This is a genomic window from Streptomyces sp. LaPpAH-108 (assembly GCF_000373625.1).
Lineage (GTDB): Bacteria > Actinomycetota > Actinomycetes > Streptomycetales > Streptomycetaceae > Streptomyces.
In genome coordinates, this window is sequence record NZ_KB891993.1 from 817,670 (window position 1) to 843,301 (window position 25,632).

Below are 25,632 nucleotides of genomic sequence, written 5' to 3' on the forward strand. Positions count from 1 at the left end.
CGCAGGCCCCCTCAGACGATCGGCTCGTGGACGGTGACGAGCTTGGTGCCGTCCGGGAAGGTCGCCTCGACCTGTACGTCATGGATCATCTCGGGCACGCCCGCCATGACGTCGTCCCTGGTGAGGACCTTGCGCCCGGAGGACATCAGCTCGGCGACGGTGCGGCCGTCGCGGGCGCCCTCCAGGATGTGCGACGTGATGAGCGCGATGGCCTCGGGGTGGTTCAGCTTCAGCCCTCGGGCCCGGCGCCGCTCGGCCACGTCCGCCGCGACATGGATCAGCAGCCGCTCTTGCTCGTGCGGGGTCAGTTGCACGTCCCACCTCACAGTCCTCGCTCCGGACCGTGCGGGGCCCGGTTGCCGCCGCCACCTCGTGGCTCCGCCGGCTCGGCCGGAAAAGCCCTGGTGGCGTGGAGGGGAAGGCTAGTTCGCGAGCGTTTCGGCGAGGTTAACCGGCACCCGTTCGGCGCGTCCGGCCGCACGGCCCCTCACGAGGCCCCCGACCCTCGGTGCTCCGCCGCGATCCCGAACCGCTGCCGCACCCCCGCACCGCCCTCGTGCACCCGCGACACCGAACTGACAACCCGCTCCTGCTCCGCCGCGTCCAGCGCCTCCAGCCGCTCCAGATCAGCGGCCGACACCAACGCGACCAGCGGCTTCCCGTGCCGGGTCACCACCACCCGCTCCCCGCCGTACACCACCCGGTTGATCAGATCTGCCAGCTCAGCCCTGGCTTGCGTCACCGGAATCTCATAGGCCATGGGGGCAAGTGTAGGCACCGCCCGAAATGGGGTGATCAGACGGCGCTCGGTTGACGAGGTCCGCCGGGCGGACTGCCGTGGCTGCGCCGCTCAGCCCCGTGCCGCGTCGGCCCGTGCGCGGAACGTCGTGCGGTACGCCTTCGGGGACACCCCGATCACCGCGTGCAGATGCTGGCGCAGCGAAGCGCCCGTCGCGAACCCGACCTCGCCCGCGATCCGGTCGACGGACAGGTCGGTGGTCTCCAGGAGGTGGCAGGCACGACGCACCCGCTGCTGGATCAGCCAGCGGCCGGGGCTCGTGCCCGTCTCGTCCTGGAAATGCCGGGCGAACGTACGCGGACTTGTGCGCGCGTGCGCCGCCAACTCGGCCAGGGACAAGGGGCGTCGAAGGTTCTCCAGGGCCCATGCCTGGGTGGCGGCGGTGCCGCTGGCGCCCTCCTGCGGCACCGGCTGTTCGATGTACTGGGCCTGGCCGCCCTCCCTCCACGGCGGGACGACGCACTGCCGGGCGACCCGGTTGGCGACGGCGCTGCCGTGGTCGGAGCGGATCAGATGCAGGCAGACGTCGAGTCCGGACGCGGCGCCCGCGGAGGTCAGGAGGTCGCCGTCGTCGACGAACAGCACGTCCGGGTCCAGGGCGATGTGCGGGAACATCCGGCGGAACTGATCGGCCAGCACCCAGTGCGTGGTCGCGGGCCGACCGTCGAGCAGTCCCGCCGCGGCGAGCGTGAACGCCCCGGAGCAGATGGAGACGATGCGCGTGCCGGGCCGGATCCGGGCGAGAGCGGCGCGCACCGGTTCCGGCAACTCGGCCGAGATGCAGGCGGAATCGTAGGGCGGCACGATGACGGTGTCCGCGCTCTCCAGCGCTTCGGGCCCGTGTCCGACGGTGATCGTGAAGTCGGCGTTGGTCAGCACCGTGCGGTCGTCCGTCACCGCGCAGCTCACCACCTCGTACGCGCCCTCGACGTAGGGGAACACCCGGTTCGGGATGCTCAGCTCGAAGGGGTAGACGCCGTCGAGCGCCAGGACGACGACGCGGTGGACGGGGGGCGTACGGAACTCCGTGGCGGCGTCGGCAGTGCGGGGGATCGAGGCCATGTCCTGATTCTATCGTTTACTGTCCATCTTGCCATTGCCCAGGTCAGAGCCACTGCCGCACGCTGATTCCATCCCCTCCCGGAAAGGCGTTTCCCATGGCCAGGCAGATTCAGTTCGACCGGCTCGGCGGCCCCGAGGTTCTTCATGTGCGCGAGGTGGAGACCGGCGCCCCCGGCACCGGGGAGGTGCTTGTCCGCGTGGACGCGATCGGCCTGAACCGGGCCGACGCCATGTTCCGCGAGGGCAGCTACTTCCTCCAGCCGTCCTTCCCCAGCTCCCTCGGCTACGAGGCCGCCGGAACCGTCGAAGCGCTCGGCGAGGGCGTCACCGGCCTCGCCGTCGGCGATCCGGTCGCGGTGGTCCCCGCCTTCTCCCTCACCGACTACGGCACCTACGGCGACCACGTGATCGTCCCCGCCTCCGCTGTCGTCCCCCGCCCGGCGGCCCTCGACCCGGTCACGGCCGCCGCCGTCTGGATGGCGTACCTCACCGCCTACGGCGCGCTCATCGACGAGGGCGGGCTGCGCCCGGGTGACCACGTCCTGCTCACGGCGGCCTCCGGCGGCGTGGGCCTGGCCGCGATCCAGACGGCCCGTCGCATCGGTGTGACACCGATCGCCACCGTCCGCGGCACCTCCAAGCGCCAGGCTCTCCTCGATGCCGGGGCGGCCCATGTCATCGACACCGAGAACGAGGACCTGGTCGCCCGCGTCAAGGAGATCACCGGCGGCCGGGGCGTCCAGCTGGCCTTCGACCCGGTGGCGGGCCCCGGCGTCGACACCCTCGCCCAGGCGATCGCCCCGGGCGGCAAGCTGCTGGTATACGGCGCCCTCGATCCGCGCCCGACCCCGCTGCCCAACGCCGCGTTCTACCCGGACCTGCTCACCGGCATGTTCACCATGTTCCGGATCACCGCGGACCCCGAACGCCTGCGCCGCGCGGTCGCGTTCGTCGACGCGGGCCTGAGCGACGGCTCCCTCGCACCGGTCGTCGACCGCACCTTCGACCTGGACGACGTCGCCGCCGCCCACCGCTACATGGAGTCCAACGCCCAGACGGGCAAGATCGTCCTCACCGTCGGCCATGACACCGACGCCTCCTGACTCCGGTCGTCGTCGCCGGTCACCGCACGACAGGAAGGAGCCCCGGCTCATGCGCGCGATCGTTCAGCACACCTACGGAGGGCCCGACATCCTCACCGAGACCGAGGTGCCGCTTCCCGAGCCCGGCGTGGGTGAGGTCCGCATCCGCGTCGCGGCGGCGGGTGTCAACCCCACCGACTGGAAGCACCGCGACGGCACCATCCCCTACGACCACGGCCTTCCGGCCACCACCGGCTGGGACGTGGCCGGAACCGTCGACAAGACCGGCCCCGGCGTCACGATCTTCGAGGAGGGCGACGAGGTCTTCGGGATGCTGCCCTACCCGTACGCGCCCGGTAGTTACGCCGAGTTCGCGACCGGCCCGGCCCGCGCCTTCGCCGCCAAACCCGGCACCATCGACTTCGCCCAGGCCGCCGCCCTGCCCCTGGCCGCGCTCACCGCCTGGCAGGCGTTGCACGACACCGCCGGGCTGAGAGACGGTCAGCGCGTCCTGATCCAGGGCGCGGCGGGAGGGGTGGGGCACCTCGCCGTGCAGATCGCCCGTCACCTCGGCGCCGAGGTCACCGCCACCGCGTCCGCCGCCGACGCCGACTTCGTACGCTCCCTGGGCGCCGCCCAGGTCTTCGACTACCGCACCACCAGCATCAGCGACGTCCTCTCGGACGCCGACGCGGCCCTGGTCCCCTTCACCGGGCAGACCCGCCTGGACTCCCTGCGCGCCGTTCGTCGCGGCGGTGTCCTCGTCTCCCTGCTGGGGGCCGACGAGGAAGCCCTCACCCTGGCCGGTGAACGCGGCGTGCGCTACCGGAGCCTGATGGTCCAGTCCGACCACGCCGGGATGCGGGCCATCGCCGACCTGGCCGCCGAGGGGGCGCTGCGTGCCAAGATCCACGCGACGCTCCCGTTGTCCCGGGCCGCCGAGGCCCACCGTCTGGGCGAGGACGGGCAGATCGACGGCAAGCTCGTCCTCCTCCCCTGACCGGGGCACACGCGGACCTGCCGACCCCGGGCCGGGGTCGGCAGGTCTTCTCGGCGGGCGGGTGGGTGCGGAGCTACTGCGCGATCCTCACCAACTTGCGGTTGAGGAATTCCCCGATCCCCAGTTCGGCCAGCTCGCGGCCGAATCCGGAGTTCTTGACGCCTCCGAACGGCAGGCTCGGCGAGTCGGCGAAGCAGGAGTTGATGTACACCATCCCCGCTTCGACACGGGCGGCCACCTGCTGGGCGTGCTCGACGTCGGCGTCGAAGACGTAGCCGCCCAGGCCGAACCTGGTCGCGTTGGCCAGCCGTATCGCCTCGTCCTCGCTGTCCACGACGTAGAAGGACAGCACGGGCCCGAAGGCTTCCTCGTGGAAGAGCGGGTTGTCCTCGGTGATGTCCGTGATGATCGTCGGTTCGAGGTAGAAGCCGGGGCGGTCGACCCGGTGGCCGCCGTGCACGATGCGACCGCCCGCCTCCTCGGCCTCCCGGATCTGCCGGAGCAGGCCCTCCAGGGCGCGCTCGCTGGACAGCGGGCCGACCTGGGTCTCCTCGTCCTTCGGGTCGCCCACCTTGATCGCCGCGAAGCGCTCTTCGAGCGCGGCGAGCATCTGCTCGCCTCGGTCCCTGCCGACCACGATCACCCGCTTGATGTTCACGCAGCCCTGACCCGAGTTGTAGGTCCGCCCCCTCACCACCTGCTCGACCGCGTGGTCCAGCGGCGCGCCTTCCAGGATCAGGGCCGGGTCGCTGCCGCCCAGCTCCAGGACCGCCTTCTTGAGGTTGCGGCCTGCGCGCTCGCCGACGGAGGCGCCTGCCCGCTCGCTGCCGGTGAGGGTGACGCCGCGTACCCGGAAGTCGTCGATCAGCCTGCCGATCTGGTCGATGTCGCAGAAGAGGTTCGGGTAGGCCCCCTCCGGCGCGCCCGCCTCCTCGAAGAGACGGGCGAAGGCCAGGGCGGACTGCGGGACGCTCTCGGCGTGCTTCATCAGGACCACGTTCCCCGCCACCAGCTGGGACGCGGCGACCCGGGCCGGCTGGTAGTAGGGGAAGTTCCACGGCTCGATCGCGAGGATGACGCCGATGGGTTCGGTGATCAGCTTCGCGCCGGGCTCACCGGGCAGTTCCTGTGCGGCGAGGAACCTCTCCCCGTGCTCGGCGTAGTAGTCGAGGATGTCGGCGACGAGATCGACCTCGAAAGAGCCGAAGCGGGTGACCTTCCCCATTTCGAGGGTCAGGTATTCCACGTACTCGTCCCGCCTCTCGCGCAGGATCTCCGCCGCGCGGGCGACGATGCGGGCCCGCTCCGCGACCGGCCGGAACCTCCAGTCCTCGCGATAGAGCCGGTCCGCGGTGTCGAGCGCCGCGAACACCTCGTCGTCCGACTGGAACGGGAATTCCTTCACGAATTCACCGGTGGCCGGGTTGATCGTCTGAAAGCTCATGATCTGCTCCTTCGTACCGTGTGGGTCGCGCCGCTCCTTCGCGTCGCCGTCGAACCGCGCCCGGTGCGCGCCCGGCTCGACCCAGTCCTGAGCGCGGCGCAGCCATACCTCGGCGGACGGTTCGAGCCCGGTGGGGTCGTCGAGGGTGCCGGCCTTGACGATCATGAGATCGGGCCTCTCGTGCAGGACGGTGAAGATTGGCGTGCCGCAGTCTCCGCAGAAGAGCCGGTCGCGCGGGTTGCCGTTCTCCGCTCCCGTGGTCCGGTACGACCTGGGCGCTCCCTCGATCTCCAGGGAGTCGCGCGCGACCAGGACGTTCACCGAGAACGCGGAGCCGGTGTGGCGCTGGCAGTGGCCGCAGTGGCATACGACGACCGCCTCGGGCTGGGCGTCGAAGCGGTAGCTGATCGCGCCGCACAGGCAGTGTCCGGTTCGTGTGCGGTGGGCGGGGGGCGTATCGGTGGTGCTCATGTCTGTGTCACATCCATGGTTCGGGTGCCTGACGGGTCGGGGAGCCGCCGATCAGGACAGTTCGACAATCCGTCGGGCACGCCCCGTTAGCCAGACACCCACTTCGTCTACGTCTCGTGGAGCTGTCACTGGCAGGGACAGGCTGAGCTGCGGGAACCGCGCCATACTCGATATATGGCAACCGATCACGCCGCCCGCACAGGCGCTTCGAAAGCGTCGGCATCGGCCCCGCGTCCGGGGCCTCGGGCGCAGCCGCACGAGGTCCTGGACCCGCGCGCGGAGCTGAGCGAGTTCCTGCGCACCCGCCGTGATCGCCTCAAGCCGGCCGATGTGGGGCTCACCGACTACAGCCGACGGCGCCGTGTCCCGGGCCTGCGGCGCGAGGAACTGGCCCATCTCGCCGGAGTCTCCGCGGCGTACTACACGCGGTTCGAGCAGGGGAACGCCCGCAACGTCTCGCGCGAGGTGGTGGACGCGATCTCCCGCGTCCTCAGGCTCTCCGACACCGAGCACGCGCACCTCCTGGAGCTGGCGCAGCCCAAGCGGCGTCAGGGGAGGCGCAGCGACCCACCGCGCCAGCAGGTCAGGCCCGAGGTGCGCGAACTGCTGGCGGCGATGGAGGGAATCCCAGCCTACGTGTGGGGGCGCGGGTCCGATGTGCTGGCGTGGAACCAGACCGCGTCCGCCGTCTTCGGGGACTGGGCGGCGCGCGCCCCGCAGGACCGGAACTGGGCCAGGGTCACCTTCCTCGATCCCGCGTCACGGAGGCTCTTCGCCGACTGGGACGCCAAGGCCCAGGACGTGGTGGGACAGCTGCGGCGGTGGGCGGGGCTGCACCCGGACGACACGCGGCTCGCCTCGCTGATCGGTGAACTCTCCATGAAGAGCGCGGAGTTCCGCGCGCTGTGGGCCGCCCACGACGTCAAGAAGAAGACCCACGGCACCATGCGTCTGACGCATCCCCTCGTGGGTGAGCTGACCCTGCGCTACGAAACACTCGCGCTCCAGGGCGACCAGGACCAGTACCTGAGCAGCTACCACGCCGAACCCGGGTCGGCCTCCGAGCAGGCGTTGCGCCTGCTCGCCAGTTGGGGCGTGGACGCGCTCCAGGACCGCTCCCCCGACGCGTCGCACTGACCGCCCCGCTGCCCCCTCCCGCTCTCGAAAATGACACCTCGTCAACCACACCCGGCGTACGTCCTGTACATTTTTTACAGAAGCGAGGGCCCATCACCGGCCCGCTCGTCAGGAGGGGTACGCCCATGTCCCGTTCGTCCGCCCGCTATGTCCTGCCCGAGTTCACCGAGCGCGGTGCGACGGGGCCGCGCACGCTCGATCCGTACGCGAAGTTGTTCGAGGGGCGGATCGTGTTTCTGGGGACGCCGTTGGACGACACGGCGGCGGCGGATGTGATCGGGCAGCTGATGCAGCTGGAACACACCGCGCCGGAGCGGGACATCACGCTGTATCTGAACAGCCCGGGCGGCTCGTTCCACGCGATGACCGCCGTGTACGACACGATGCGGTACGTCTCGTGCGACGTGGCGACGTACTGCCTGGGCCAGGTCGCCGCCGTCTCGGCGGTGCTGCTCGCGGCCGGGACGCCGGGGAAGCGGTGTGTGCTGCCCGGGGCGCGGGTGGTGCTGGAGCAGCCCGCACTGGGTGAGCCCGTGCAGGGGCAGCCGAGCGATCTGCTCATCCAGGCCGAGGAGCTGGCACGCACGCGCGCGCTGATGGAGGACATGCTCGTCCGGCACACCGGGCGGGACGCCGCGCGCGTGCACGCCGATCTGGAGCGGGAGCTGGTGCTGGACGCGCGGGACGCCGTCGCGTACGGGCTCGCGGACGAGGTCGTACAGCGCCGCGCCCCCGGCGCCCGGTGAGCGCGCCGTGCTGCCGGACCTGCCGCCGCTGCCCGCGCTGACCCGCGCCGAGGGCGAGCTGATCGACCGTTACCTGGAGGCCGCCGAGCTGCTGGGGCGGATCAACCCGGCCCGGCAGGAGGACACGTACAGCGGTCTGCGGGCCGCACAGGCCCTCGTGCGCAAGGCGACAGAGCTGCGGGACGCACTCACGCTGATGCACCAGCGGGGCGAGACGGAGCTGCACGGGAGCACGCTGACACGCGCGCTCCGCGTACTGGACGGCGAACGCCGCACCGCGCGGGTCGTGCTCCCGGCGGACGACGGGACGTGACCCGACGCGCCGGAATACCGCCCGGTGTCCCCCGGCCCGGCACGCCCGCCGCTCCCGCCCCCGCCGCGCTCCCGCCCGACCACGACCCCGCGCCCGGACATCCGGCACCCCCGACGGGCGCGGCGCGTCGAGCACTCCCCCACTCGGGGAACCGAAACGGGCCGAACGTGGTACCGCCGACCGTGGTATCTCCGCCCGGGTTTCCGCGGCCTCCGACTTGCGCAGCACGGGGACGACGGCGCCGCCCAGGACCCTCGCGCCCCAGGTCCGGGGCTACGCCCGGGGGCTGACGGAAGTTCGGAAACGGGACTGTCCACCCGAACGGGTGAGTGGTGAGTAACACCACAAACCGCCGATTCCATTGGGATTTTCGGTCGGTAGTACGTGAAGATCCCTGTCTGACGACAAGCCCCCGCCACAGCGGCGGGGCGGTCCGGGCGGACGCCGAGTCCTGCCGCCGCCCGGATGACCGGTCGACAGGAGTGCATCGGCAGGAGTGGAGGACCCGAGCAAGACGGGTCGCCGGGACGGACGTTCGCGCACCGCGGGCGGTCGTGCCGAGTGGCCCTTGGGGTGAAGCCGTGGCGACACGGCCGGGCAACTTCGCCAGCCCGAATCCGACAGGTCATCCTTCACAGGCGGCTGACGAAGGGTTGCGCATGACTGCGCTCAATCGTGTCCCGTCGCTGATGGCCCGGGCCGGAACCGCCTCGGCCCTCACCCTGGCCGCCGTCGGCGGCTCGATCGCGGTACCGGGACTGGCCACCGAGGCCTCCGCCGCGACCACCGCGACGAAGGCGCTCCAGATCGCGGCGTCCAAGAAGGGCTCGCCGTACAGCTACGGGGCCACCGGACCGCGCCGGTTCGACTGCTCGGGGCTCACGCTCTACTCGTTCAAGAAGGCGGGCAAGAAGCTGCCCCGCACCGCCGCCCAGCAGTACAACAGGACGCACCACATTTCGTCCGGCCACCGCAAGGCGGGCGACCTGGTGTTCTTCCACTCGGGGTCCAGCGTCTACCACGTCGGGATCTACGCCGGTAAGGGCAAGATCTGGCACGCCCCGAAGACCGGGGACGTGGTGCGCCTGCAGAAGATCTGGACCAAGAGCGTCTGGTACGGCCGGGTGAACTGACCCGGCGCGAGCGCCTACGGCTCCTGACGCGCCGCCGCCGTCAGGGGCCCGGCCGGTGCCGTCCAGGGCAGCTCGACCGCGACCGTCTTGCCGCCCTCGCGGGTGGAGCGCACCCGGAGCCTGCCGCCGCACTCGGCGGTCAGGTACCGGATGATGACCATCCCGCGCCCGTTGTCCTGCTGCACGGCCGCGGGCAGCCGCCTGGGGAAGCGCGGGTGGCTGTCCGTCACACCGATGCGCAGCCACTCGTCCCGCACCAGGACGAGGTCCACGGTGAACGTGGGCGACTGCCCGAAGGTGTGCTGCACGGCGTTGGTGGCCAGCTCGGAGAGGATGAGCCGTACGGTGTCGGCGGCCTCGGCGTCCGCGGGCAGACCCCACTCCGCCAGCACGCCGAGGACGTAGGTGCGGGCCGTGGCGACCGAGGCGGGCTCACTCGGAAGAGTGACGGATGCTTCCAGATGGTCTGCCATGGCGACGTCGTCCCTTTCCACGCTGGGCGGTCAGCCTGCCACCACCTGAGGGGCCGGGGGCACCAACCCCCGATATATGCACATATCTATCGCCCGATGCGGTGAACTCTGCGACGCGAGAACGGATTTGGGGTTCACGACACGCTCCGGCGCACGCCCGGCTCACTCCGGCCCGCGCCGGGCCTACGGCCGCGTCCCGCCGATCACCCGCACCGCCCGCGCGATCTCTTCCCCGCTCAGATCCGCCCGCGCCGTCAGCCGCAGCCGGGAGACCCCGTCCGGCACCGACGGCGGCCGGAAGCACCCCACGGCAAGACCGGCGGCGCGGCAGCGGGCCGCCCACTCGACGGCGCCGGACGCGGAGGGGGCGCGCACGGAGACCACGGCGGCGTCGGGACGTACCGCGTCCAGGCCCTCGGCGGTCAGCCGCGTGTGCAGCTCGGCGGCGACCGCACGGGCCCGCGCCGCCCGCCCGGGCTCGCGGCGCAGCAGCCGCAGCGCGGCGAGGGCGGCGCCGACGGAGGCGGGGGCGAGGCCGGTGTCGAAGATGAACGTACGGGCCGTGTTCACCAGGTGGGCGATCACCCGCTCCGGGCCGAGCACCACACCGCCCTGGCTGCCGAGCGACTTGGACAGGGTGGCCGTGGCCACCACGTCACCGGCGCCCGCGAGGCTGGCCGCGTGCGGCGCGCCCCGGCCGCCGTCGCCCAGGACGCCGAGCCCGTGGGCGTCGTCCACCACCAGGCCCGCGCCGTGCGCCCGGCAGGCCGCCGCGAGCGCGCCGAGCGGGGCCGCGTCGCCGTCCACGGAGAACACCGTGTCGGAGACCGCGACGGCGGCGCCCCGGTGGGTGCCGAGCGCCTTGTCGACGGCCTCCGGGGCGGCGTGGGCGACGACCTGGGTGGTGCCCCGGGCCAGTCGGCAGCCGTCGATGAGCGAGGCGTGGTTGCCCGCGTCGGAGACGATCAGCGAGCCGTGCGGGGCGAGCGCGGTGACGGCGGCGAGGTTGGCGGCGTACCCGGAGGAGAAGACCAGGGCGGCCTCGAAGCCGCAGAAGGCGGCGAGTTCGCGCTCCAGGTCGGCGTGCAGCTCGGTGGTGCCGGTGACCAGACGGGAGCCGGTGGAGCCGCCGCCCCAGGCGCGGGCGGCGCGTACGGCGCCCTCGACGGTCTCGGGGTGGCGGGCGAGGCCCAGGTAGTCGTTGCTCGCGAGATCGAGCAGCGGGGAGTCGGACGGACGGGGGCGCAGGGTGCGTACCAGTCCGGCACGGTGGCGGGCCCCGGCCTCCTCGTCGATCCAGCCGAACGCCATGGGTCCTCCGGTGCTTTTGTAGGTAGCGGACAGACACTAGCGGCCCGCACGGCCGCCCATGATGTGGCAATACCCACACTCCGAACGGCTTCTGTTGTGTGAAGTCTCCTTGGCCCGGGGCGGTGCCGTAGGACAGGATCGGGCCCCATGGACCTCCTGAACACGCTGGTGGACAAGGGACTTCGACGCGAGACGCCGACGCGGGCCGAGGCGCTCGCCGTGCTGGCCACCTCCGACGACGACCTGCTCGACGTGGTGGCGGCGGCCGGACGGGTGCGTCGGCACTGGTTCGGGCGGCGGGTGAAACTCAACTATCTGGTCAACCTCAAGTCCGGCCTGTGCCCGGAGGACTGCTCCTACTGCTCGCAGCGGCTCGGCTCGACGGCGGGCATCCTCAAGTACAGCTGGCTGAAGCCGGACCAGGCGTCCGAGGCAGCAGCCGCCGGGCTCGCCGGGGGTGCCAAGCGGGTGTGCCTGGTGGCGTCCGGGCGCGGGCCGACGGACCGGGACGTGGACCGGGTCTCGGAGACCATCAAGGCGATCAAGGACCAGAACGAGGGCGTGGAGGTGTGCGCCTGCCTCGGCCTGCTCTCCGACGGCCAGGCCGAGCGGCTGCGCGCGGCGGGCGCGGACGCCTACAACCACAACCTGAACACCTCCGAGGCGACCTACGGCGACATCACCACCACCCACACGTACGCCGACCGGGTGGACACGGTGCACAAGGCGCACGCGGCGGGGCTGTCCGCCTGCTCGGGGCTGATCGCGGGCATGGGCGAGAGCGACGCGGACCTGGTGGACGTGGTGTTCGCGCTGCGCGAGCTGGACCCGGACTCCGTTCCGGTGAACTTCCTGATCCCGTTCGAGGGCACCCCGCTGGCCAAGGAGTGGAACCTCACCCCGCAGCGCTGTCTGCGCATCCTCGCGATGGTCCGGTTCGTCTGCCCGGACGTGGAGGTGCGCATCGCGGGCGGCCGGGAGGTCCATCTGCGCACGCTCCAGCCGCTCGCGCTGCACCTCGCCAACTCGATCTTCCTGGGCGACTACCTCACCAGCGAGGGCCAGGCGGGCAAGGCCGACCTGGAGATGATCGCGGACGCCGGGTTCGAGGTGGAGGGCGCGGACGAGGTGACGCTGCCGGAGCACCGGGTGGCGGGCGGGGGCGGGTGCGGTCCGGGCACTGCCGGGGAAGGCGGCTGCGGTGCGCACGGTGTGTGCGGTACGGCGGACTCCGCACCGGCGAAGACCCCGGCCCAGGCGACCGCCCCGGACGAGACGACAGCCCCGGCCGACGCCGAGCCCGCCTCCGGCACCCCCCGCACCGACCTGGTCGCCGTCCGCCGCCGTGGCGCCGGAACCGACCTCGCACCCAATGCCTGACCTCGGCACGGCCGACCTGCTGGACCTGGACCGGCGGCACGTCTGGCATCCGTACGGCCCGATGCCCGGGCGCACCGAACCGCTCGTCGTGGAGTCGGCGAGCGGGGTCCGGCTGCGACTGGCCGACGGCGGGGGCGAGTTGGTCGACGGCATGTCGTCCTGGTGGTCCGCGATCCACGGCTACCGGCACCCGGTGCTGGACGCGGCGGCGCGGGAGCAGCTGGGCCGGATGAGCCATGTGATGTTCGGCGGGCTCACGCACGAGCCCGCCGTACGCCTGGCGAAGCTCCTTGTCGACATGTCCCCCGAAGGCCTTGAGCACGTCTTCCTCGCGGACTCCGGCTCGGTGTCCGTCGAGGTCGCCGTCAAGATGTGCCTCCAGTACTGGCGCTCGCTCGGCCGCCCCGCCAAGCGGCGGCTGCTGACCTGGCGCGGCGGCTATCACGGCGACACCTGGCACCCGATGTCGGTGTGCGACCCGGAGGGCGGGATGCACGGGCTGTGGTCCGGGGCGCTGCCGCGCCAGGTGTTCGCGGACGCGCCGCCCGCCGCGTACGAGGAGGCGTACGCGGAGCATCTGCGCGCCCTGATCGAGCGGCACGCGGACGAACTGGCCGCCGTGATCGTGGAGCCGGTGGTGCAGGGCGCGGGCGGGATGCGCTTCCACTCCCCCGCGTATCTGCGGGTGCTGCGCGAGGCGTGCGACGCACACGGTGTGCTGCTGGTGTTCGACGAGATCGCCACCGGCTTCGGCCGCACGGGCACGCTGTTCGCGGCGGAGCACGCCGGGGTGAGCCCGGATGTGATGTGTGTGGGCAAGGCGCTGACCGGCGGCTATCTGACGATGGCGGCGACGCTGTGCACCGCGCGGGTGGCCGACGGCATCTCGCGCGGCGAGGTCCCGGTGCTCGCGCACGGGCCGACCTTCATGGGCAACCCGCTCGCCGCCCATGTGGCCTGCGCCTCCGTCGAGTTGCTGCTCGGGCAGGACTGGCGGGCGGAGGTCAAGCGGATCGAGGCGGGGCTGACGGAGGGTCTGGCGGAGGCGGCCGGGCTGCCCGGCGTACGGGACGTGCGCGTGCTCGGCGCCATCGGGGTGGTCCAGCTCGACCACGAGGTGGACATGGCGGCGGCCGGCCGGGCCGCCGTGCGGGAGGGCGTGTGGCTGCGCCCGTTCCGCGATCTGGTCTACACGATGCCGCCGTACGTCACGGACGACGCGGACGTGGCACGGATCGCGCGCGCGGTGTGCGCCGCCGCGCGGGAGGGATGACATGCCGGTACTGGTGATCACGGGCACGGGCACGGAGGTCGGCAAGACGGTCACGACCGCCGCCGTCGCCGCGACCGCGCGCGCAGCGGGGCGTTCGGTGGCCGTGCTGAAGGCCGCGCAGACGGGTGTACGGCCCGGCGAGCGCGGGGACGCCGACGAGGTGGCCCGGCTCGCGGGCCCGCTCACGACGGCCGAACTCGCCCGCTATCCCGAGCCGTTGGCGCCGGGTACGGCCGCCCGGCGGGCCGGTATGGCACCGGTACGGCCGCAGGAGGTGGCCGAGGCGGCGGCCAAGCTGGCCACCGAGCACGATCTGGTGCTGGTGGAGGGCGCGGGCGGGCTGCTCGTACGGTTCGACGCGGCGGGCGGCACGCTGGCGGACGCGGCGGTGCTGCTGGGGGCGCCGGTGCTCGTGGTAGCTCCGGCGGGTCTCGGGACACTCAACTCCACGGAGCTGACGGCACGTGAACTACGGCTACGACAGCTGGAGTTGATCGGTGTGGTGATCGGCTCCTGGCCGAAGGACCCTGATCTGGCCGCCCGTTGCAACGTGGCCGATCTGCCGGAGGTGGCCGGGGCGCCGCTGCTCGGGGCGATCCCGGCGGGGGCGGGCACGCTGACCCCTGCCGACTTCCGTGCGGCGGCGCCGAGTTGGCTGTCGGCGCGGCTGGGCGGGGAGTGGGACGCGGGGGCCTTCCGGGAACGGCAGGCGGCGTTCTAGCGGCGGGGTACTCCACAGCCGGGTGCGCGAGGTGGCCCCTGTCGCCGCGAGGGCGGGACATTCCGCGCGTCCTCGGGAAGAATCGTCCTGTAGGCGGGACCGTTCCCCGGGAGGCTGCCATGCGACTGTCCTCGACCCGCTCCGGCCGGGCGGCGGGGCCCGACGGCGTCCACCATCCCCTGTTCGCCCGCTGCTGGGCCCACCTCAGCGCGAGCGCGGACACCCGGCTCGGCCTGGCCGCGCTGCGCGAGCGGCTGCTCGCGGGGCTCTCGGGGCGGGTGATCGAGATCGGCGCGGGCAACGGGCTGAACTTCGCCCGCTATCCGGCGGCCGTCTCGGAGGTCGTGGCGATCGAACCGGAGCCGCTGCTCCGGCGGTTGGCCCTCCAGGCGGCGCTGCGGGCGGACGTGCCGGTGGACGTCGTACCGGGGACGGCGGAGGCGCTGCCGGTCAAGAGCGAGTCGTTCGACGCGGCCGTGCTGTGTCTGGTGCTGTGCAGTGTGCAGGACGTGCGGCGGGCGCTGGCGGAGGTGCGGCGGGTGCTCAAGCCCGGCGGCGAGGTCCGCTTCCTGGAGCACGGCCGGGGCGGCGGGCGGCTGATGCGGTCGGCCCAGCGCGCCCTGGACCGCACGGTGTGGCCCCGCCTGGCCGGAGGCTGTCATCTGTCCCGGGCCCCGCTGACGGCGCTGCGTGAGGCGGGCTTCACCGTCGGACCGTACGAGCGGGTGAGCCTCCCGGACCGGGGTCCGAGGCTGCCGTGGTCGTACGGGGTCCTGGGGACGGCCCGGCGGCCGGGGCCCGCGACCTAGGGACGGCCCACCCGGAAGGGTCAGTGCCGTACCCGTCGCGGCCGGGGCCCTGGCCCGTCATGGCGAGACCACCCCGCCCCGCGCGGCCGGGGTTCCCGCGCAAAGGCTCGCCCCCGATCTCCCCTGTCGCCGGTGCCGCGAAGCGGAGCGGATGTGGGGCCGGTCACACTAGGCTCGGCTGGGGAGTCGGGACGTCTAGGTGACCTGGAGGCGGTCTTGTTCACATCTGCCGAGGAGAACGTGCCGGGGGCCGAGCCGGGGCGGGGCACCGCGGCCCGGGCTCGCGGGCTGACCAAGGCGTACGGCTCGGGCGAGACCGCCGTGATCGCGTTGGACTCGGTCGACGTGGACATCGCGCGCGGCCGGTTCACCGCCGTGATGGGCCCCTCCGGCTCGGGCAAGTCCACGCTGATGCACTGTCTGGCGGGCCTGGACACCGTCTCGGCCGGTCAGGTGTGGCTCGGGGACACCGAGATCACGGGGCTGAAGGACAAGGAGCTGACCCGGCTGCGGCGCGACCGGATCGGTTTCATGTTCCAGTCGTTCAATCTGATCCCGACGCTGAACGCGGCCGAGAACATCACGCTGCCCATGGACATCGCGGGCCGCAAGCCCGACGAGCAGTGGCTGGATCAGGTGATCGACACCCTGGGGCTGCGCGGCCGTCTCAAGCACCGGCCCTCGCAGCTCTCGGGCGGTCAGCAGCAGCGGGTGGCGTGTGCACGGGCGCTGGCCTCGCGGCCCGAGCTGATCTTCGCCGACGAGCCGACCGGGAACCTGGACTCGCGGGCGGGTCTGGAGGTGCTGGGCTTTCTGCGCCGCGCGGTGGACGAGCTGGGGCAGACCGTCGTGATGGTCACCCACGACCCGGGCGCCGCCGCCCACTCCGACCAGGTGCTCTTCCTGGCCGACGGCCGGATCGTGGACCGGATGGAGCGGCCGACGGCGGACGCGGTGCTGGAGCGGATGAAGGCGTTCGACATCGTGCGGGGCCGGATCGGCGGCGACGCCGTGGCACAGGAGGACTGATCCGGTGCTCAGGGCGACGCTGAGGAGCTTCCTCGCGCACAAGGGACGCCTCGCGCTGTCCGCACTGGCCGTCCTGCTGTCCGTGGCGTTCGTCTCGGGCAGCCTGATCTTCTCCGACACGGTGAGCCGGACCTTCGACCGGCTCTTCGCCTCGACGGCCGCCGATGTGACGGTGAGCCCGAAGGAGGACCTGCGCTCCCCGGTGCCGGGCGGCACCGTGCAGACCCTCCCGGCCGCGCTGCGGGACAAGGTGGCCGAGGTGCCCGGGGTGGCGAACGCCCACGCGGACGTGTCCGTGCAGAACATCGTGGTGGTCGACAGCCGCAACAAGTCCGTCGGCCCGACGACCGGCGCCCCCACCATCGCCATGGCCTGGCACCTCACCGACCGCAGCCCGGTCGAGCTGACCTCGGGTCACGCGCCGCGCGGTGCGGGCGAGGCGCTGCTGGACGCGGACACCGCGAGCAAGAAGCACGTACGGGTCGGGGACACGCTCACCGTGCAGGCGCAGCCGGGCACCTTCCAGGTCCGGGTGGTCGGCATCGCCACGTTCACCACGACCAACCCAGGGGCGGCCCTGGTCTTCCTGGACCCGGCGGTGGCCGCGCGCGAGCTGCTGGGCTCGGACACCCGGGCCACCGCCATCTCGGTGGACGCGGCCCCGGGCGTCGACGACAAGGTGCTCAAGAGCCGGGTGGCGACGGCGGTCGGGCCCGGGAACTACGACCTGAAGACCGCCGGTGAGCAGGCGAAGTCGGCCGCGGCGAACCTCGGCGGCTTCCTCGACGTGATCAAGTACGTGATGCTGGGCTTCGCCGGGATCGCCGTCCTGGTGGGCATCTTCCTCATCGTCAACACCTTCTCGATGCTGATCGCGCAGCGCACCCGCGAGCTGGGGCTGCTGCGCGCGCTGGGCGCCGACCGGCGGCAGGTGCGCCGCTCGGTGCTCCTTGAGGCGCTGCTGCTCGGTGTGGTCGGCTCGACGCTGGGTCTCGCGGCCGGGATCGGCGTTGCCTTCGGGCTGATCCGGCTGATGAGCGCGTTCGGGATGAACCTGAAAGCCACCGAGATGGTGATCGGCTGGGGCACGCCGGTCGCGGCGTACGTGGTCGGCGTGGGCGTCACCTTCGTCGCCGCGTATCTGCCCGCCCGGCGCGCGGCGACCGTCTCCCCGATGGCCGCGCTCTCGGACGCCGAGATCGCGGGCGTCGACAAGCCGCTGACCGCGCGGGCGATCGCGGGCGGAATCGTCGGGGTGGCCGGTGCGGCGGCGCTGGCCGGATGCGTGGCGTCGGACAAGGCCGGTACGGCGGCCTCGCTGCTCGGGCTCGGTGTGGTGCTGACGCTGATCGCGACGGTGGTCGCGGGCCCGCTCCTGGTCCGCCCGGTGATCCGGGTGCTCGGCGCGGCCTTCCCGGCGCTGTTCGGCTCGGTGGGCCGGATGAGCCAGCGCAACGCCCTGCGCAATCCGCGTCGTACGGGCGCGACGGCGGCGGCGCTGATGGTGGGCCTGGCGCTGGTCGGCGGGATGTCGGTGGCGAGCGCGTCGATGTCGGCCTCGTTCGACCGGCAGATCGACCGCACGCTGGGCGCCGACTATGTCGTGCAGAGCCAGAACTTCACGCCGTTCACCAAGGAGGTCACCCGCGCGGTGGAGGGCACCCCGGGCGTCGGTCTGGTCGTCCAGCAGCGGCTCACCCCGCTCGCGCTGCGGCTGCCGGACGGCAAGCGGGTGGAGACGGCGGCGGCGGGCTACGGCCCGCATCTCGACCAGGTCGCCCATCTGGCCTACACCCAGGGCGGGACGGCCGCCGCGCTGGCGGACGGGAATCTGGCGATGGACGCCGGGTTCGCCAGGGACCACCGGGTGAAGATCGGCAGCGTGCTCCCGGTGGAGTTCCCGGGCGGCCGACGGGCCGCGCTGACGGTGGGCGCGCTGACCAACCTGGACACGGGCGACGGCTTCGGCACCCAGGGCGGTGTCTTCCTGGGCCTGGGCACCCTGGAGAAATATGTGCCCGGCGGCCAGGACTCCTCCCTGTACGTCAACGCCTCCCCCGGCACCGACGCGAGCGCGCTGCGCGGCGCGCTGGACACGTCCCTGAAGCCGTTCCCGCAGGTCCAGGTGCGCGACCAGGCCGACTACAAGAAGCTGGTCCACGACCAGATCGCCGTCCTGCTCTACCTGGTCTACGCCCTGCTCGGCCTCGCCATCGTCATCGCCGTCCTCGGGGTGGTGAACACGCTCGCGCTCTCGGTGGTCGAGCGCACCCGTGAGATCGGGCTGCTGCGCGCGATCGGGCTCAGCAGGCGGCAGTTGCGCCGGATGATCCGTCTCGAGTCCGTGGTGATCGCGGTGTTCGGCGCGGTCCTCGGGCTCGCCCTCGGCCTGGTCTGGGGCGTGTGCGGCCAGCAGGTCCTGGCGCTGCGCGGTCTGAAGGAACTGGCCGTCCCCTGGGGCACGATCGTCGCGGTGGTGATCGGCGCGGCGGTGGTCGGCGTGGTCGCGGCGCTGCTCCCGGCGCTGCGTGCGTCGCGGATGAACGTGCTGGCGGCCATCGCGCACGAGTGAGCCACGCGTTCGGCCCCGGCCGGGCGCGCACCGTGATGGAATCGCGGGGTCAGCTCAACCAGCCGTAGGTGGAGGAGAGTTCATGCCGCGCCCGTTCCGGTTCGGAGTCAATCTGCTCACCCCGTCGCCCGGCGCCGAGTGGCGGGCGAGATGCCGGCTGGCCGAGGAGCTGGGGTACGACGTGATCCTGGTCCCGGACCATCTGGGCATGGTCGCGCCGTTCCCGGTGCTGGTGGCGGCTGCGGCGGTGACCGAGCGGCCCCGGCTCGGCACGCTGGTGCTCAACGCGGGGCTGTGGAACCCCGCCCTGCTGGCCCGCGAGGTCGCCACCACGGACGCGCTGACCGACGGGCGCCTGGAGCTGGGCCTCGGTACCGGGTACGTCCGGGCCGAGCACGAGCGGGCCGGGCTGCCGTTCGGTGCCCCGCAGGAGCGGGCGGACCAGCTGCGCCGCACGGTGGAGGAGCTGGAGCGGCTGCTCGGCTCCGGCGAGGCGGGGTTCCGGCCCGTCCAGGACCGGGTGCCGCTGCTGATCGGCGGCGACGGCGAGCGCACGCTGCCGCTGGGGGTGGCGCACGCGGACGTCATCGGCTTCACCGGGGCGCGGATGGTGGGCGGGCAGCTGCGGGCGATCCCGGCGAAGGAGGTGGCCGAGCGGGTGGCCCGCTACGAGGAACTGGCGGCGGGCCGTGCCGTACCGGCGGAGCGGAACCTGCTGCTCCAGACCGTCGCCGTCACCGACGATCCGGCGTCCGCGCTGGCCCCGCTGCTGGAGTGGCAGCCGGGGCTGACCCTGGAGGAGGCGCTGGAGCTGCCCGTCGTCCTGGTGGGCTCGCTGGACGAGGTCGTGGCGAAGGCGCTCGCGCTGCGGGAGCGGTACGGATTCTCGTATCTGACCGTGCTGGAGCCGTATCTGGAGGTGTTCGCACCGGTGCTGGAGCGGCTGCGGGCCGCGGACGCTTAGACCATTCGGGGTTTTCGTTCCGTTTCGGGACGGTATACATGCTTCCGTACCGCGTGACCCGCACGGGGTGCGCCCGGGCGCGGTGTGGAGCCGTACGGCCCGGACGCGGCCGTACGTCTTGCGGGCGGCCCGGCGCGCGTGCGCTCAGGGGCCGCCGGGCGCCCCCGCGACCGCCTTCCGGAAGAGGGATGCGCCATGACGACAGACACCGGCGACGGGCAGGTCGGCTTCGCCGATCTCGAACTGGCCCCCGAGATCGTGGGGGCGCTGACCGCGCTCGGCTACGAGGAGCCCACCCCGATCCAGCAGGAGGCGATCCCGCCCCTGCTCGCGGGGCACGACCTGCTGGGGCAGGCGGCGACGGGCACCGGCAAGACCGCCGCGTTCGCGCTGCCCCTGATCCAGCGCCTGGCGCGCGACGGCAAGCGCGGCGCGGGGCCCTCCGCACTGGTGCTGACGCCGACCCGCGAGCTGGCCATCCAGGTCTCGGAGGCGGTCCATCGCTACGGCACCGACCTGGGCGTACGCGTCCTGCCGGTGTACGGCGGCCAGCCCATCGGGCGCCAGCTGCGCGAACTGCAGCGCGGGGTGGACGTGGTGGTGGCGACGCCTGGCCGGGCGCTCGACCACATCGCGCGGGGCACGCTGAAGCTGGACGACCTGCGCACGGTCGTCCTGGACGAGGCCGACGAGATGCTGGACATGGGCTTCTCGGAGGACATCGACGCGATCCTGGAGCACCTGCCCGAGGAGCGGCAGACAGTGCTGTTCTCGGCGACGATGCCCGCGCGGATCGACTCCATGGCGCGCAAGCACCTCAGCGACCCGGTCCGGGTGCGCATCGAGCGGGAGGCGCCCGCGCCGGGCGAGGCACCCCGGGTGCGCGAGTCGGCGTACGTCGTCGCGCGCAACCAGAAACCGGCCGCGCTGGGGCGGCTCCTCGACGTGGAGTCGCCGGAGGCGGCGATCGTGTTCTGCCGCACCCGTGACCAGGTGGACCAGCTCTCCGAGACGCTGAACGGGCGCGGCTACCGCGCCGAGGCGCTGCACGGCGGCCTCAGCCAGGAGCAGCGGGACCGGGTGATGGGGCGGCTGCGCAACGGTACGGCGGATCTGCTGGTCGCGACCGACGTCGCGGCGCGCGGCATCGACGTGGAGCATCTGACGCACGTGATCAATTACGACGTGCCGTCGGCGCCGGAGTCGTACGTCCACCGGATCGGGCGGGTCGGCCGCGCGGGCCGCGAGGGCGTGGCGATCACGCTGGCGGAGCCGCGCGAGTCCCGGATGCTCAAGACGATCGAGCGGGTGACCGGGCGGAAGGTCCCGCTGGAGAAGGTGCCGTCGGTGGCGGACCTGCGGGCCCGGCGCCTTGAGCTGACGCGGGCGGCGCTGCACGAGAGTCTGCTGGACGACGAGGACCTGGAGCGGTTCCGGGTGGTGGTGGAGACCCTCGGGGACGAGTTCGACGTGATGGACGTGGCGCTGGCGGCGGTGAAGCTGGCGCACGAGTCGGGCGGGGCCGCGTTCGACGAGGAGGAGATCCCCGAGCTGGCGCCGAGGGACGACCGGGACCGCGGCCGGGACCGGGGCCGCGGGCGGGACACGCGCGGGCCCCGGGGCCCCCGGCGCTCCTCGCCGGGCATGACCCGGCTGTTCGTGAGCGCCGGGCGCAGTGCGGGCATCCGGCCGCAGGACCTGGTGGGTGCCATCGCCGGGGAGTCGCGGCTGAGCGGCCGGGACATCGGCTCGATCGAGATCGCCGACCGCTTCTCGCTGGTGGAGGTGCCCGACGCCGCGGCGGAGGACGTGATCCACGCGCTGCGCGGAGCGACGATCAAGGGGCGGCGGGCGCAGGTGCGGCGGGAGCGGGAGCAGCAGCGCTAGCCGGGGCACTCGCCTCGGCGGCTGTCGTGGCGCCCGTCTCGGCGCTGACGGAAAATTCCCTGGCCCGGCCGGACGGCGTTCTGGTTGGGTCGGGGGACATGAGCGATCTTCAGATCCGGCCCGCCGCCGTCCCCGACATCGACTCCGTGCTGGAGTTCTGGCGGGCGGCGGCGGAGGGCACGAGTATCAGTGACGACCGGGACGGCGTGGCCCGGCTCCTCGCGACGGACCCCGAGGCGCTGCTGCTCGCGGAGCGCGACGGGGTGCTGGTCGGGACGGTCATCGCCGGTTTCGACGGCTGGCGCTGCTCGGCGTACCGCCTGGCCGTGCACCCGGACCACCGCCGCCGGGGCATCGCGAGCGCCCTTCTTGAGGCGGCGGAGCGGCGGTTCGCCGCGCGCGGCGGGCGCCGGGCGGACGCGATGGTGCTGGTGCGCAACGAGACGGCGCACCATGCCTGGGGCGCGGCGGGGTACGCGCCCGAGGAGCACTGGCGCCGCTGGGTGAAGCCGCTGACGCCCTGAGGCCGGTCCGGCCCGGCCGTACGGACGCTTTGCGCTTCCTTTACCATTGAGGTGTCATCCGGTCCTCGATGAAAGGTTGTGAGCGTCCGCCCATGGGCGAGCCTCCCAGTACGCGACATCGCGCGTTCCGCGCCCCCGTGCCCGATCATGGGACGGGGGTGACCCGATGACCGAAGTGCTGCTTCTTCTGGTGGCGATCCTGCTGTCGCTCGCCTGCGGTGCCTTCGTGGCGGCCGAGTTCTCGCTGACCACGGTCGAGCGCGGCGAGCTGGAGCGGGCCGCCGCGCGCGGCGAACGCGGTGCCCCGGGCGCGCTGAAGGCCGTCCGCAATCTGACTTTCCAGCTCTCCGGCGCGCAGCTCGGCATCACCGTGACCAACCTGGTGGTCGGCATGCTCGCCGAGCCGTCGATCGCCAAGCTCCTTTCGGGGCCGTTCCGGGCGATGGGCCTGTCGGCGACCACCTCGAGTTCGGTCGCGCTGGTGCTCGGTACGGCCCTGTCGACGGTGTTCCTGATGGTCGTCGGCGAGCTGGTGCCGAAGAACTGGGCGATCTCCTCGCCGCTGGCCGTGGCCAAGCGGGTGGGTACGCCGCAGCGGTGGTTCAGCAATGTGTTCCTCCCGTTCATCACGCATCTGAACAACACGGCCAACCGCGTGGTGCGCCGCTTCGGCCTGGAGCCCGCCGAGGAACTGGCCTCGGCGCGCGGCCCGCAGGAACTGGTGGCGCTGGCCCGGCACTCCGCACGGCAGGGCGCGCTGGAGCCGGACACCGCCGAGCTGTTCGTGCGCACGCTGAACCTGGCCGACCTCACCGCGGAGAACGTGATGACGCCCCGTGTCCAGGTCGTCGCCCTGGACACCCAGGCGACCTGCGAGGACGTGGCCAACGCGACCCGGGCGACGGGGCTTTCGCGGTTCCCGGTGTACCGGGGCGGGCTTGACGCGGTGGTCGGCGTCGCGCACATCAAGGACGTGCTCGCGGTGCCCGCCGAGGACCGGCCGGTGCGCTCGGTCACCCAGATCATGCGCGATCCGCTGCTGGTGCCGGAGTCCCTGACCGTGGACCGGCTCCTCGACCGGCTCTCCGGCCGGCGCACGATGGCCGTCGTCATCGACGAGTACGGCGGCACGGCGGGCGTCGCGACGCTGGAGGACATCGTGGAGGAGGTCGTCGGCGAGGTCCGCGACGAGCACGACCCGCACGAGACGCCCGACCTCGCGCCCGACGGCAGTGACGACGAGGGGCGCCTGGTGTACGCGGCGGACGGCGCCGCCCGCACCGATCAGCTCGCGAGCGTCGGACTGCGGGTGCCCGAGGGGCCGTACGAGACGCTGGCCGGGCTCGTCGCGACCCGGCTCGGCCGGATACCCGAGGCCGGGGACCGGGTCGAGGTGGCCGGGTGGCGGCTGGACGTGACGGACGCCTCCGGGCACCGGGCCGCGCGGGTGCGGCTGCACGCGCCGTGGGGCGCGATCCGGGGCGGGGCGGAGCAGGGTGGCGCGGAGCACGGTGAGCGGACGGAGGGGGCGCGATGACCGCCGTACAGCTGTTGATCGGACTGGCGACCCTGGTCGTCAACGCCTTCTTCGTGGGCGCCGAGTTCGCGCTGATCTCGGTGCGGCGCTCGCAGGTCGAGCCGCTGGCCCAGGAGGGCGACAAGCGGGCCAAGCGGGTGGTATGGGGCCTGGAGCACGTCTCCGCGCTGCTCGCGGCGGCCCAGCTCGGGATCACCCTGTGCACGCTGGTCCTCGGTGTGGTCGCCGAGCCCGCGATCGCGCATCTGCTGGAGCCGGTGTTCCACGCGGCCGGGGTGCCCTCCAGTGCGGGGCACGTGGTGTCGTTCGTCATCGCGCTGACCCTGGCGACGTATCTGCACATGCTGCTCGGTGAGATGGTCCCGAAGAACATCGCGCTCGCGGAGCCGGTGCGCTCGGCGCTGCTGCTCGGGCCGCCCCTGGTGGCCCTCTCCAAGGCCCTCCGCCCGGTGATCTTCACCATCAACGCCTTCGCCAACGGGCTGCTGAGGCTGCTCCGCGTCGAGGCCAAGGACGAGGTGTCGGCCACCTTCACCGACACCGAACTCGCCGAGATCGTCAAGGACGCCAGCGAGGCGGGCCTGATCGACAACCGTGCCCAGGAACGCCTCAACGACGCCCTCGAACTCGGCAGCCGCCCGGTCCGCGACGTCGTCGTCCCCCTGGAACGCGTCGTCTACGCCCGCATCGGCATCACCCCGGAACAGCTCGAACGCCTCTCCGCCGAATCGGGCTTCTCCCGCTTCCCCGTCGTGGACGACGGCCGCCGCATCGTCGGCTACCTCCACGTCAAGGACGCCCTGGACGCCTCTCCCCGCGACATGCCCTTCCACCTCCGCGACATGCGCCCCATCGCCCGCATCCGCGAAACCAGCCCCCTGGACGACGTCCTCACCGCGATGCGCGGCAGCCGGACGCACGTGGCGGCGGTGATCGGAGAGGACGGGCGACTGGCGGGCCTGGTGACGATGGAGGACGTACTGCGGGAGCTGTTCGGGCAGACAGCGTGAGGGGTGCCGTCCGGCGGTCGGGCGGCGTGCGCTGGGGGCGGGTGTGCTGCGGGGCGGGGTCTGCATGCGGCGCTGGGCGGCGGTGCGCGGGGGCGGGGGGTACCGACCGGTGAGTATGCGGGGCAGGGATACCATCGCTGTCGCCATGCACACGAACTCCACGCCCCCCGCGCACGCCAGCCTCGTCGCCGTTGGTGACTCCTTCACCGAGGGGATGTCGGATCTGTTGCCCGACGGGTCCTATCGGGGATGGGCCGATCTTCTCGCCGCGCGGATGGCGGCGCGTACGCCGGGGTTCCGGTACGCCAATCTCGCGGTGCGGGGGAAGCTGATCGGGCAGATCGTCGAGGAGCAGGTGGATCTCGCGGCGGCGATGCGGCCGGATGTGATCACGCTGGTCGGCGGCCTGAACGACACGCTGCGGCCCAAGTGCGACATGGGCCGGGTCAAGGGCCTGCTGACGGAGGCGGTCGAGCGGCTGGCGCCGCACTGCGAGCAGCTGGTGCTGATGCGCAGCCCCGGCCGCCAGGGCCCGGTGCTCGAACGGTTCCGGCCGCGCATGGAGGAGCTGTTCGACTGCGTGGACGGGCTGGCGGAGAAGCACGGCGCGGTCGTGGTCGACCTGTATGCCGCGCCCTCGCTGGCCGATCCCCGGATGTGGGACGTGGACCGGCTGCACCTGACCCACGAGGGCCACCGCCGGGTCGCGGAGGCGGTGTGGCAGTCACTCGGCTACGAGCCCGAGGACGCCGCGTGGCACACCCCGATGCCGCCCACCCCGCCGCCGGGCTGGACGGCCCGCCGTACGGCGGACGTCCGCTTCGCCCGGCAGTACCTGCTGCCGTGGATAGGCCGCCGTCTGACCGGCCGTTCCTCGGGTGACGGCCGCCCCGCCAAGCGCCCGGAGCTGCTGCCGTACGAGGGCCCCGTGAGCTGAGCCGTAGCGCCCTTGTAG

Annotated in this window: 24 protein-coding genes and 1 riboswitch; of the genes, 18 read left to right on the forward strand and 6 right to left on the reverse strand. The window is 72.7% G+C overall.

Annotation, left to right across the window (positions count from 1 at the left end; all coding sequences use genetic code 11):
- Nucleotides 1–11 precede the first annotated feature (11 nt).
- From B079_RS0115095 to B079_RS0115105, 3 genes are all read right to left on the reverse strand, one after another.
- Nucleotides 12–314, reverse strand: a complete 303-nt coding sequence (locus tag B079_RS0115095) for an urease subunit gamma (RefSeq protein ID WP_018546660.1) — start codon at nt 312–314, stop codon at nt 12–14.
- A 173-nt stretch (nt 315–487) separates the two neighbouring features.
- The gene (locus B079_RS0115100) at nt 488–760 is read right to left on the reverse strand and encodes a type II toxin-antitoxin system Phd/YefM family antitoxin (protein ID WP_018546661.1); all 273 of its coding nucleotides are present in this window, start codon (nt 758–760) and stop codon (nt 488–490) included.
- A gap of 90 nt (nt 761–850) precedes the next feature.
- Nucleotides 851–1,861: a GlxA family transcriptional regulator gene (locus B079_RS0115105; protein WP_018546662.1), complete on the reverse strand. Its 1,011-nt coding sequence runs from the start codon at nt 1,859–1,861 to the stop codon at nt 851–853.
- 95 nt (nt 1,862–1,956) lie between these two features.
- Here B079_RS0115105 and B079_RS0115110 point away from each other — a divergent pair, with 95 nt between their 5' ends.
- Nucleotides 1,957–2,964 (forward strand): zinc-dependent alcohol dehydrogenase family protein, encoded by a 1,008-nt coding sequence (locus B079_RS0115110; RefSeq protein WP_018546663.1) that lies wholly within the window; start codon nt 1,957–1,959, stop codon nt 2,962–2,964.
- Nucleotides 2,965–3,013: 49 nt separating this feature from the next.
- Complete coding sequence (locus tag B079_RS0115115; RefSeq protein ID WP_018546664.1) at nt 3,014–3,943, forward strand: NADP-dependent oxidoreductase; 930 nt, start codon at nt 3,014–3,016, stop codon at nt 3,941–3,943.
- 73 nt (nt 3,944–4,016) lie between these two features.
- On the opposite strand, the gene B079_RS0115120 is transcribed toward B079_RS0115115, so the two are convergent.
- Nucleotides 4,017–5,858, reverse strand: coding sequence for an aldehyde dehydrogenase family protein (locus B079_RS0115120; RefSeq protein ID WP_018546665.1), 1,842 nt, complete (start codon nt 5,856–5,858; stop codon nt 4,017–4,019).
- Between the two features lie 174 nt (nt 5,859–6,032).
- Between B079_RS0115120 and B079_RS0115125 the strand changes: the two genes are divergently transcribed.
- The 4 genes from B079_RS0115125 to B079_RS0115140 all read left to right on the forward strand — a co-directional run bounded on the left by B079_RS0115125 (nt 6,033) and on the right by B079_RS0115140 (nt 9,187).
- Nucleotides 6,033–6,995 (forward strand): helix-turn-helix transcriptional regulator, encoded by a 963-nt coding sequence (locus B079_RS0115125; protein ID WP_078495940.1) that lies wholly within the window; start codon nt 6,033–6,035, stop codon nt 6,993–6,995.
- 125 nt (nt 6,996–7,120) lie between these two features.
- Nucleotides 7,121–7,741, forward strand: coding sequence for an ATP-dependent Clp protease proteolytic subunit (locus B079_RS0115130; RefSeq protein ID WP_018546667.1), 621 nt, complete (start codon nt 7,121–7,123; stop codon nt 7,739–7,741).
- Between the two features lie 7 nt (nt 7,742–7,748).
- Nucleotides 7,749–8,054, forward strand: coding sequence for a hypothetical protein (locus B079_RS0115135; RefSeq protein WP_018546668.1), 306 nt, complete (start codon nt 7,749–7,751; stop codon nt 8,052–8,054).
- A 432-nt stretch (nt 8,055–8,486) separates the two neighbouring features.
- A riboswitch (cyclic di-AMP (ydaO/yuaA leader) is annotated at nt 8,487–8,710 on the forward strand.
- 3 nt (nt 8,711–8,713) lie between these two features.
- Nucleotides 8,714–9,187 (forward strand): C40 family peptidase, encoded by a 474-nt coding sequence (locus B079_RS0115140; RefSeq protein WP_026248721.1) that lies wholly within the window; start codon nt 8,714–8,716, stop codon nt 9,185–9,187.
- A 14-nt stretch (nt 9,188–9,201) separates the two neighbouring features.
- Here B079_RS0115140 and B079_RS0115145 read toward each other — a convergent pair whose 3' ends face one another.
- Both B079_RS0115145 and B079_RS0115150 read right to left on the reverse strand, forming a co-directional pair.
- On the reverse strand, nt 9,202–9,660 hold the full coding sequence (locus B079_RS0115145) for an ATP-binding protein (RefSeq protein ID WP_018546670.1): 459 nt from the start codon (nt 9,658–9,660) through the stop codon (nt 9,202–9,204).
- Nucleotides 9,661–9,843: 183 nt separating this feature from the next.
- The gene (locus tag B079_RS0115150) at nt 9,844–10,971 is read right to left on the reverse strand and encodes an 8-amino-7-oxononanoate synthase (RefSeq protein ID WP_018546671.1); all 1,128 of its coding nucleotides are present in this window, start codon (nt 10,969–10,971) and stop codon (nt 9,844–9,846) included.
- Nucleotides 10,972–11,118: 147 nt separating this feature from the next.
- Here B079_RS0115150 and bioB point away from each other — a divergent pair, with 147 nt between their 5' ends.
- From bioB to B079_RS0115210, 12 genes are all read left to right on the forward strand, one after another.
- Entirely contained in the window at nt 11,119–12,351 is a 1,233-nt protein-coding gene (gene bioB / locus B079_RS0115155; protein ID WP_018546672.1) for a biotin synthase BioB, read from the forward strand.
- On the forward strand, nt 12,344–13,624 hold the full coding sequence (locus B079_RS0115160; RefSeq protein ID WP_018546673.1) for an adenosylmethionine--8-amino-7-oxononanoate transaminase: 1,281 nt from the start codon (nt 12,344–12,346) through the stop codon (nt 13,622–13,624). The genes bioB and B079_RS0115160 overlap by 8 nt, the downstream gene beginning before the upstream one ends.
- A gap of 1 nt (nt 13,625) precedes the next feature.
- Nucleotides 13,626–14,345 (forward strand): dethiobiotin synthase, encoded by a 720-nt coding sequence (bioD, locus tag B079_RS0115165; RefSeq protein WP_018546674.1) that lies wholly within the window; start codon nt 13,626–13,628, stop codon nt 14,343–14,345.
- Between the two features lie 119 nt (nt 14,346–14,464).
- Nucleotides 14,465–15,154 (forward strand): class I SAM-dependent methyltransferase, encoded by a 690-nt coding sequence (locus tag B079_RS0115170; protein ID WP_018546675.1) that lies wholly within the window; start codon nt 14,465–14,467, stop codon nt 15,152–15,154.
- A gap of 216 nt (nt 15,155–15,370) precedes the next feature.
- On the forward strand, nt 15,371–16,183 hold the full coding sequence (locus B079_RS32110) for an ABC transporter ATP-binding protein (protein ID WP_037801505.1): 813 nt from the start codon (nt 15,371–15,373) through the stop codon (nt 16,181–16,183).
- 4 nt (nt 16,184–16,187) lie between these two features.
- On the forward strand, nt 16,188–18,755 hold the full coding sequence (locus B079_RS0115180) for an ABC transporter permease (protein ID WP_018546677.1): 2,568 nt from the start codon (nt 16,188–16,190) through the stop codon (nt 18,753–18,755).
- A gap of 82 nt (nt 18,756–18,837) precedes the next feature.
- Nucleotides 18,838–19,719, forward strand: coding sequence for a TIGR03621 family F420-dependent LLM class oxidoreductase (locus B079_RS0115185; RefSeq protein WP_018546678.1), 882 nt, complete (start codon nt 18,838–18,840; stop codon nt 19,717–19,719).
- Nucleotides 19,720–19,914: 195 nt separating this feature from the next.
- Nucleotides 19,915–21,606, forward strand: coding sequence for a DEAD/DEAH box helicase (locus B079_RS0115190; protein WP_018546679.1), 1,692 nt, complete (start codon nt 19,915–19,917; stop codon nt 21,604–21,606).
- Between the two features lie 98 nt (nt 21,607–21,704).
- Entirely contained in the window at nt 21,705–22,130 is a 426-nt protein-coding gene (locus B079_RS0115195) for a GNAT family N-acetyltransferase (protein ID WP_018546680.1), read from the forward strand.
- Between the two features lie 166 nt (nt 22,131–22,296).
- Nucleotides 22,297–23,667: a hemolysin family protein gene (locus B079_RS0115200; protein ID WP_018546681.1), complete on the forward strand. Its 1,371-nt coding sequence runs from the start codon at nt 22,297–22,299 to the stop codon at nt 23,665–23,667.
- Nucleotides 23,664–24,677: a hemolysin family protein gene (locus B079_RS0115205; protein ID WP_018546682.1), complete on the forward strand. Its 1,014-nt coding sequence runs from the start codon at nt 23,664–23,666 to the stop codon at nt 24,675–24,677. The genes B079_RS0115200 and B079_RS0115205 overlap by 4 nt, the downstream gene beginning before the upstream one ends.
- Nucleotides 24,678–24,822: 145 nt before the next feature.
- Complete coding sequence (locus tag B079_RS0115210) at nt 24,823–25,614, forward strand: SGNH/GDSL hydrolase family protein (RefSeq protein ID WP_018546683.1); 792 nt, start codon at nt 24,823–24,825, stop codon at nt 25,612–25,614.
- Nucleotides 25,615–25,632 lie beyond the last annotated feature (18 nt).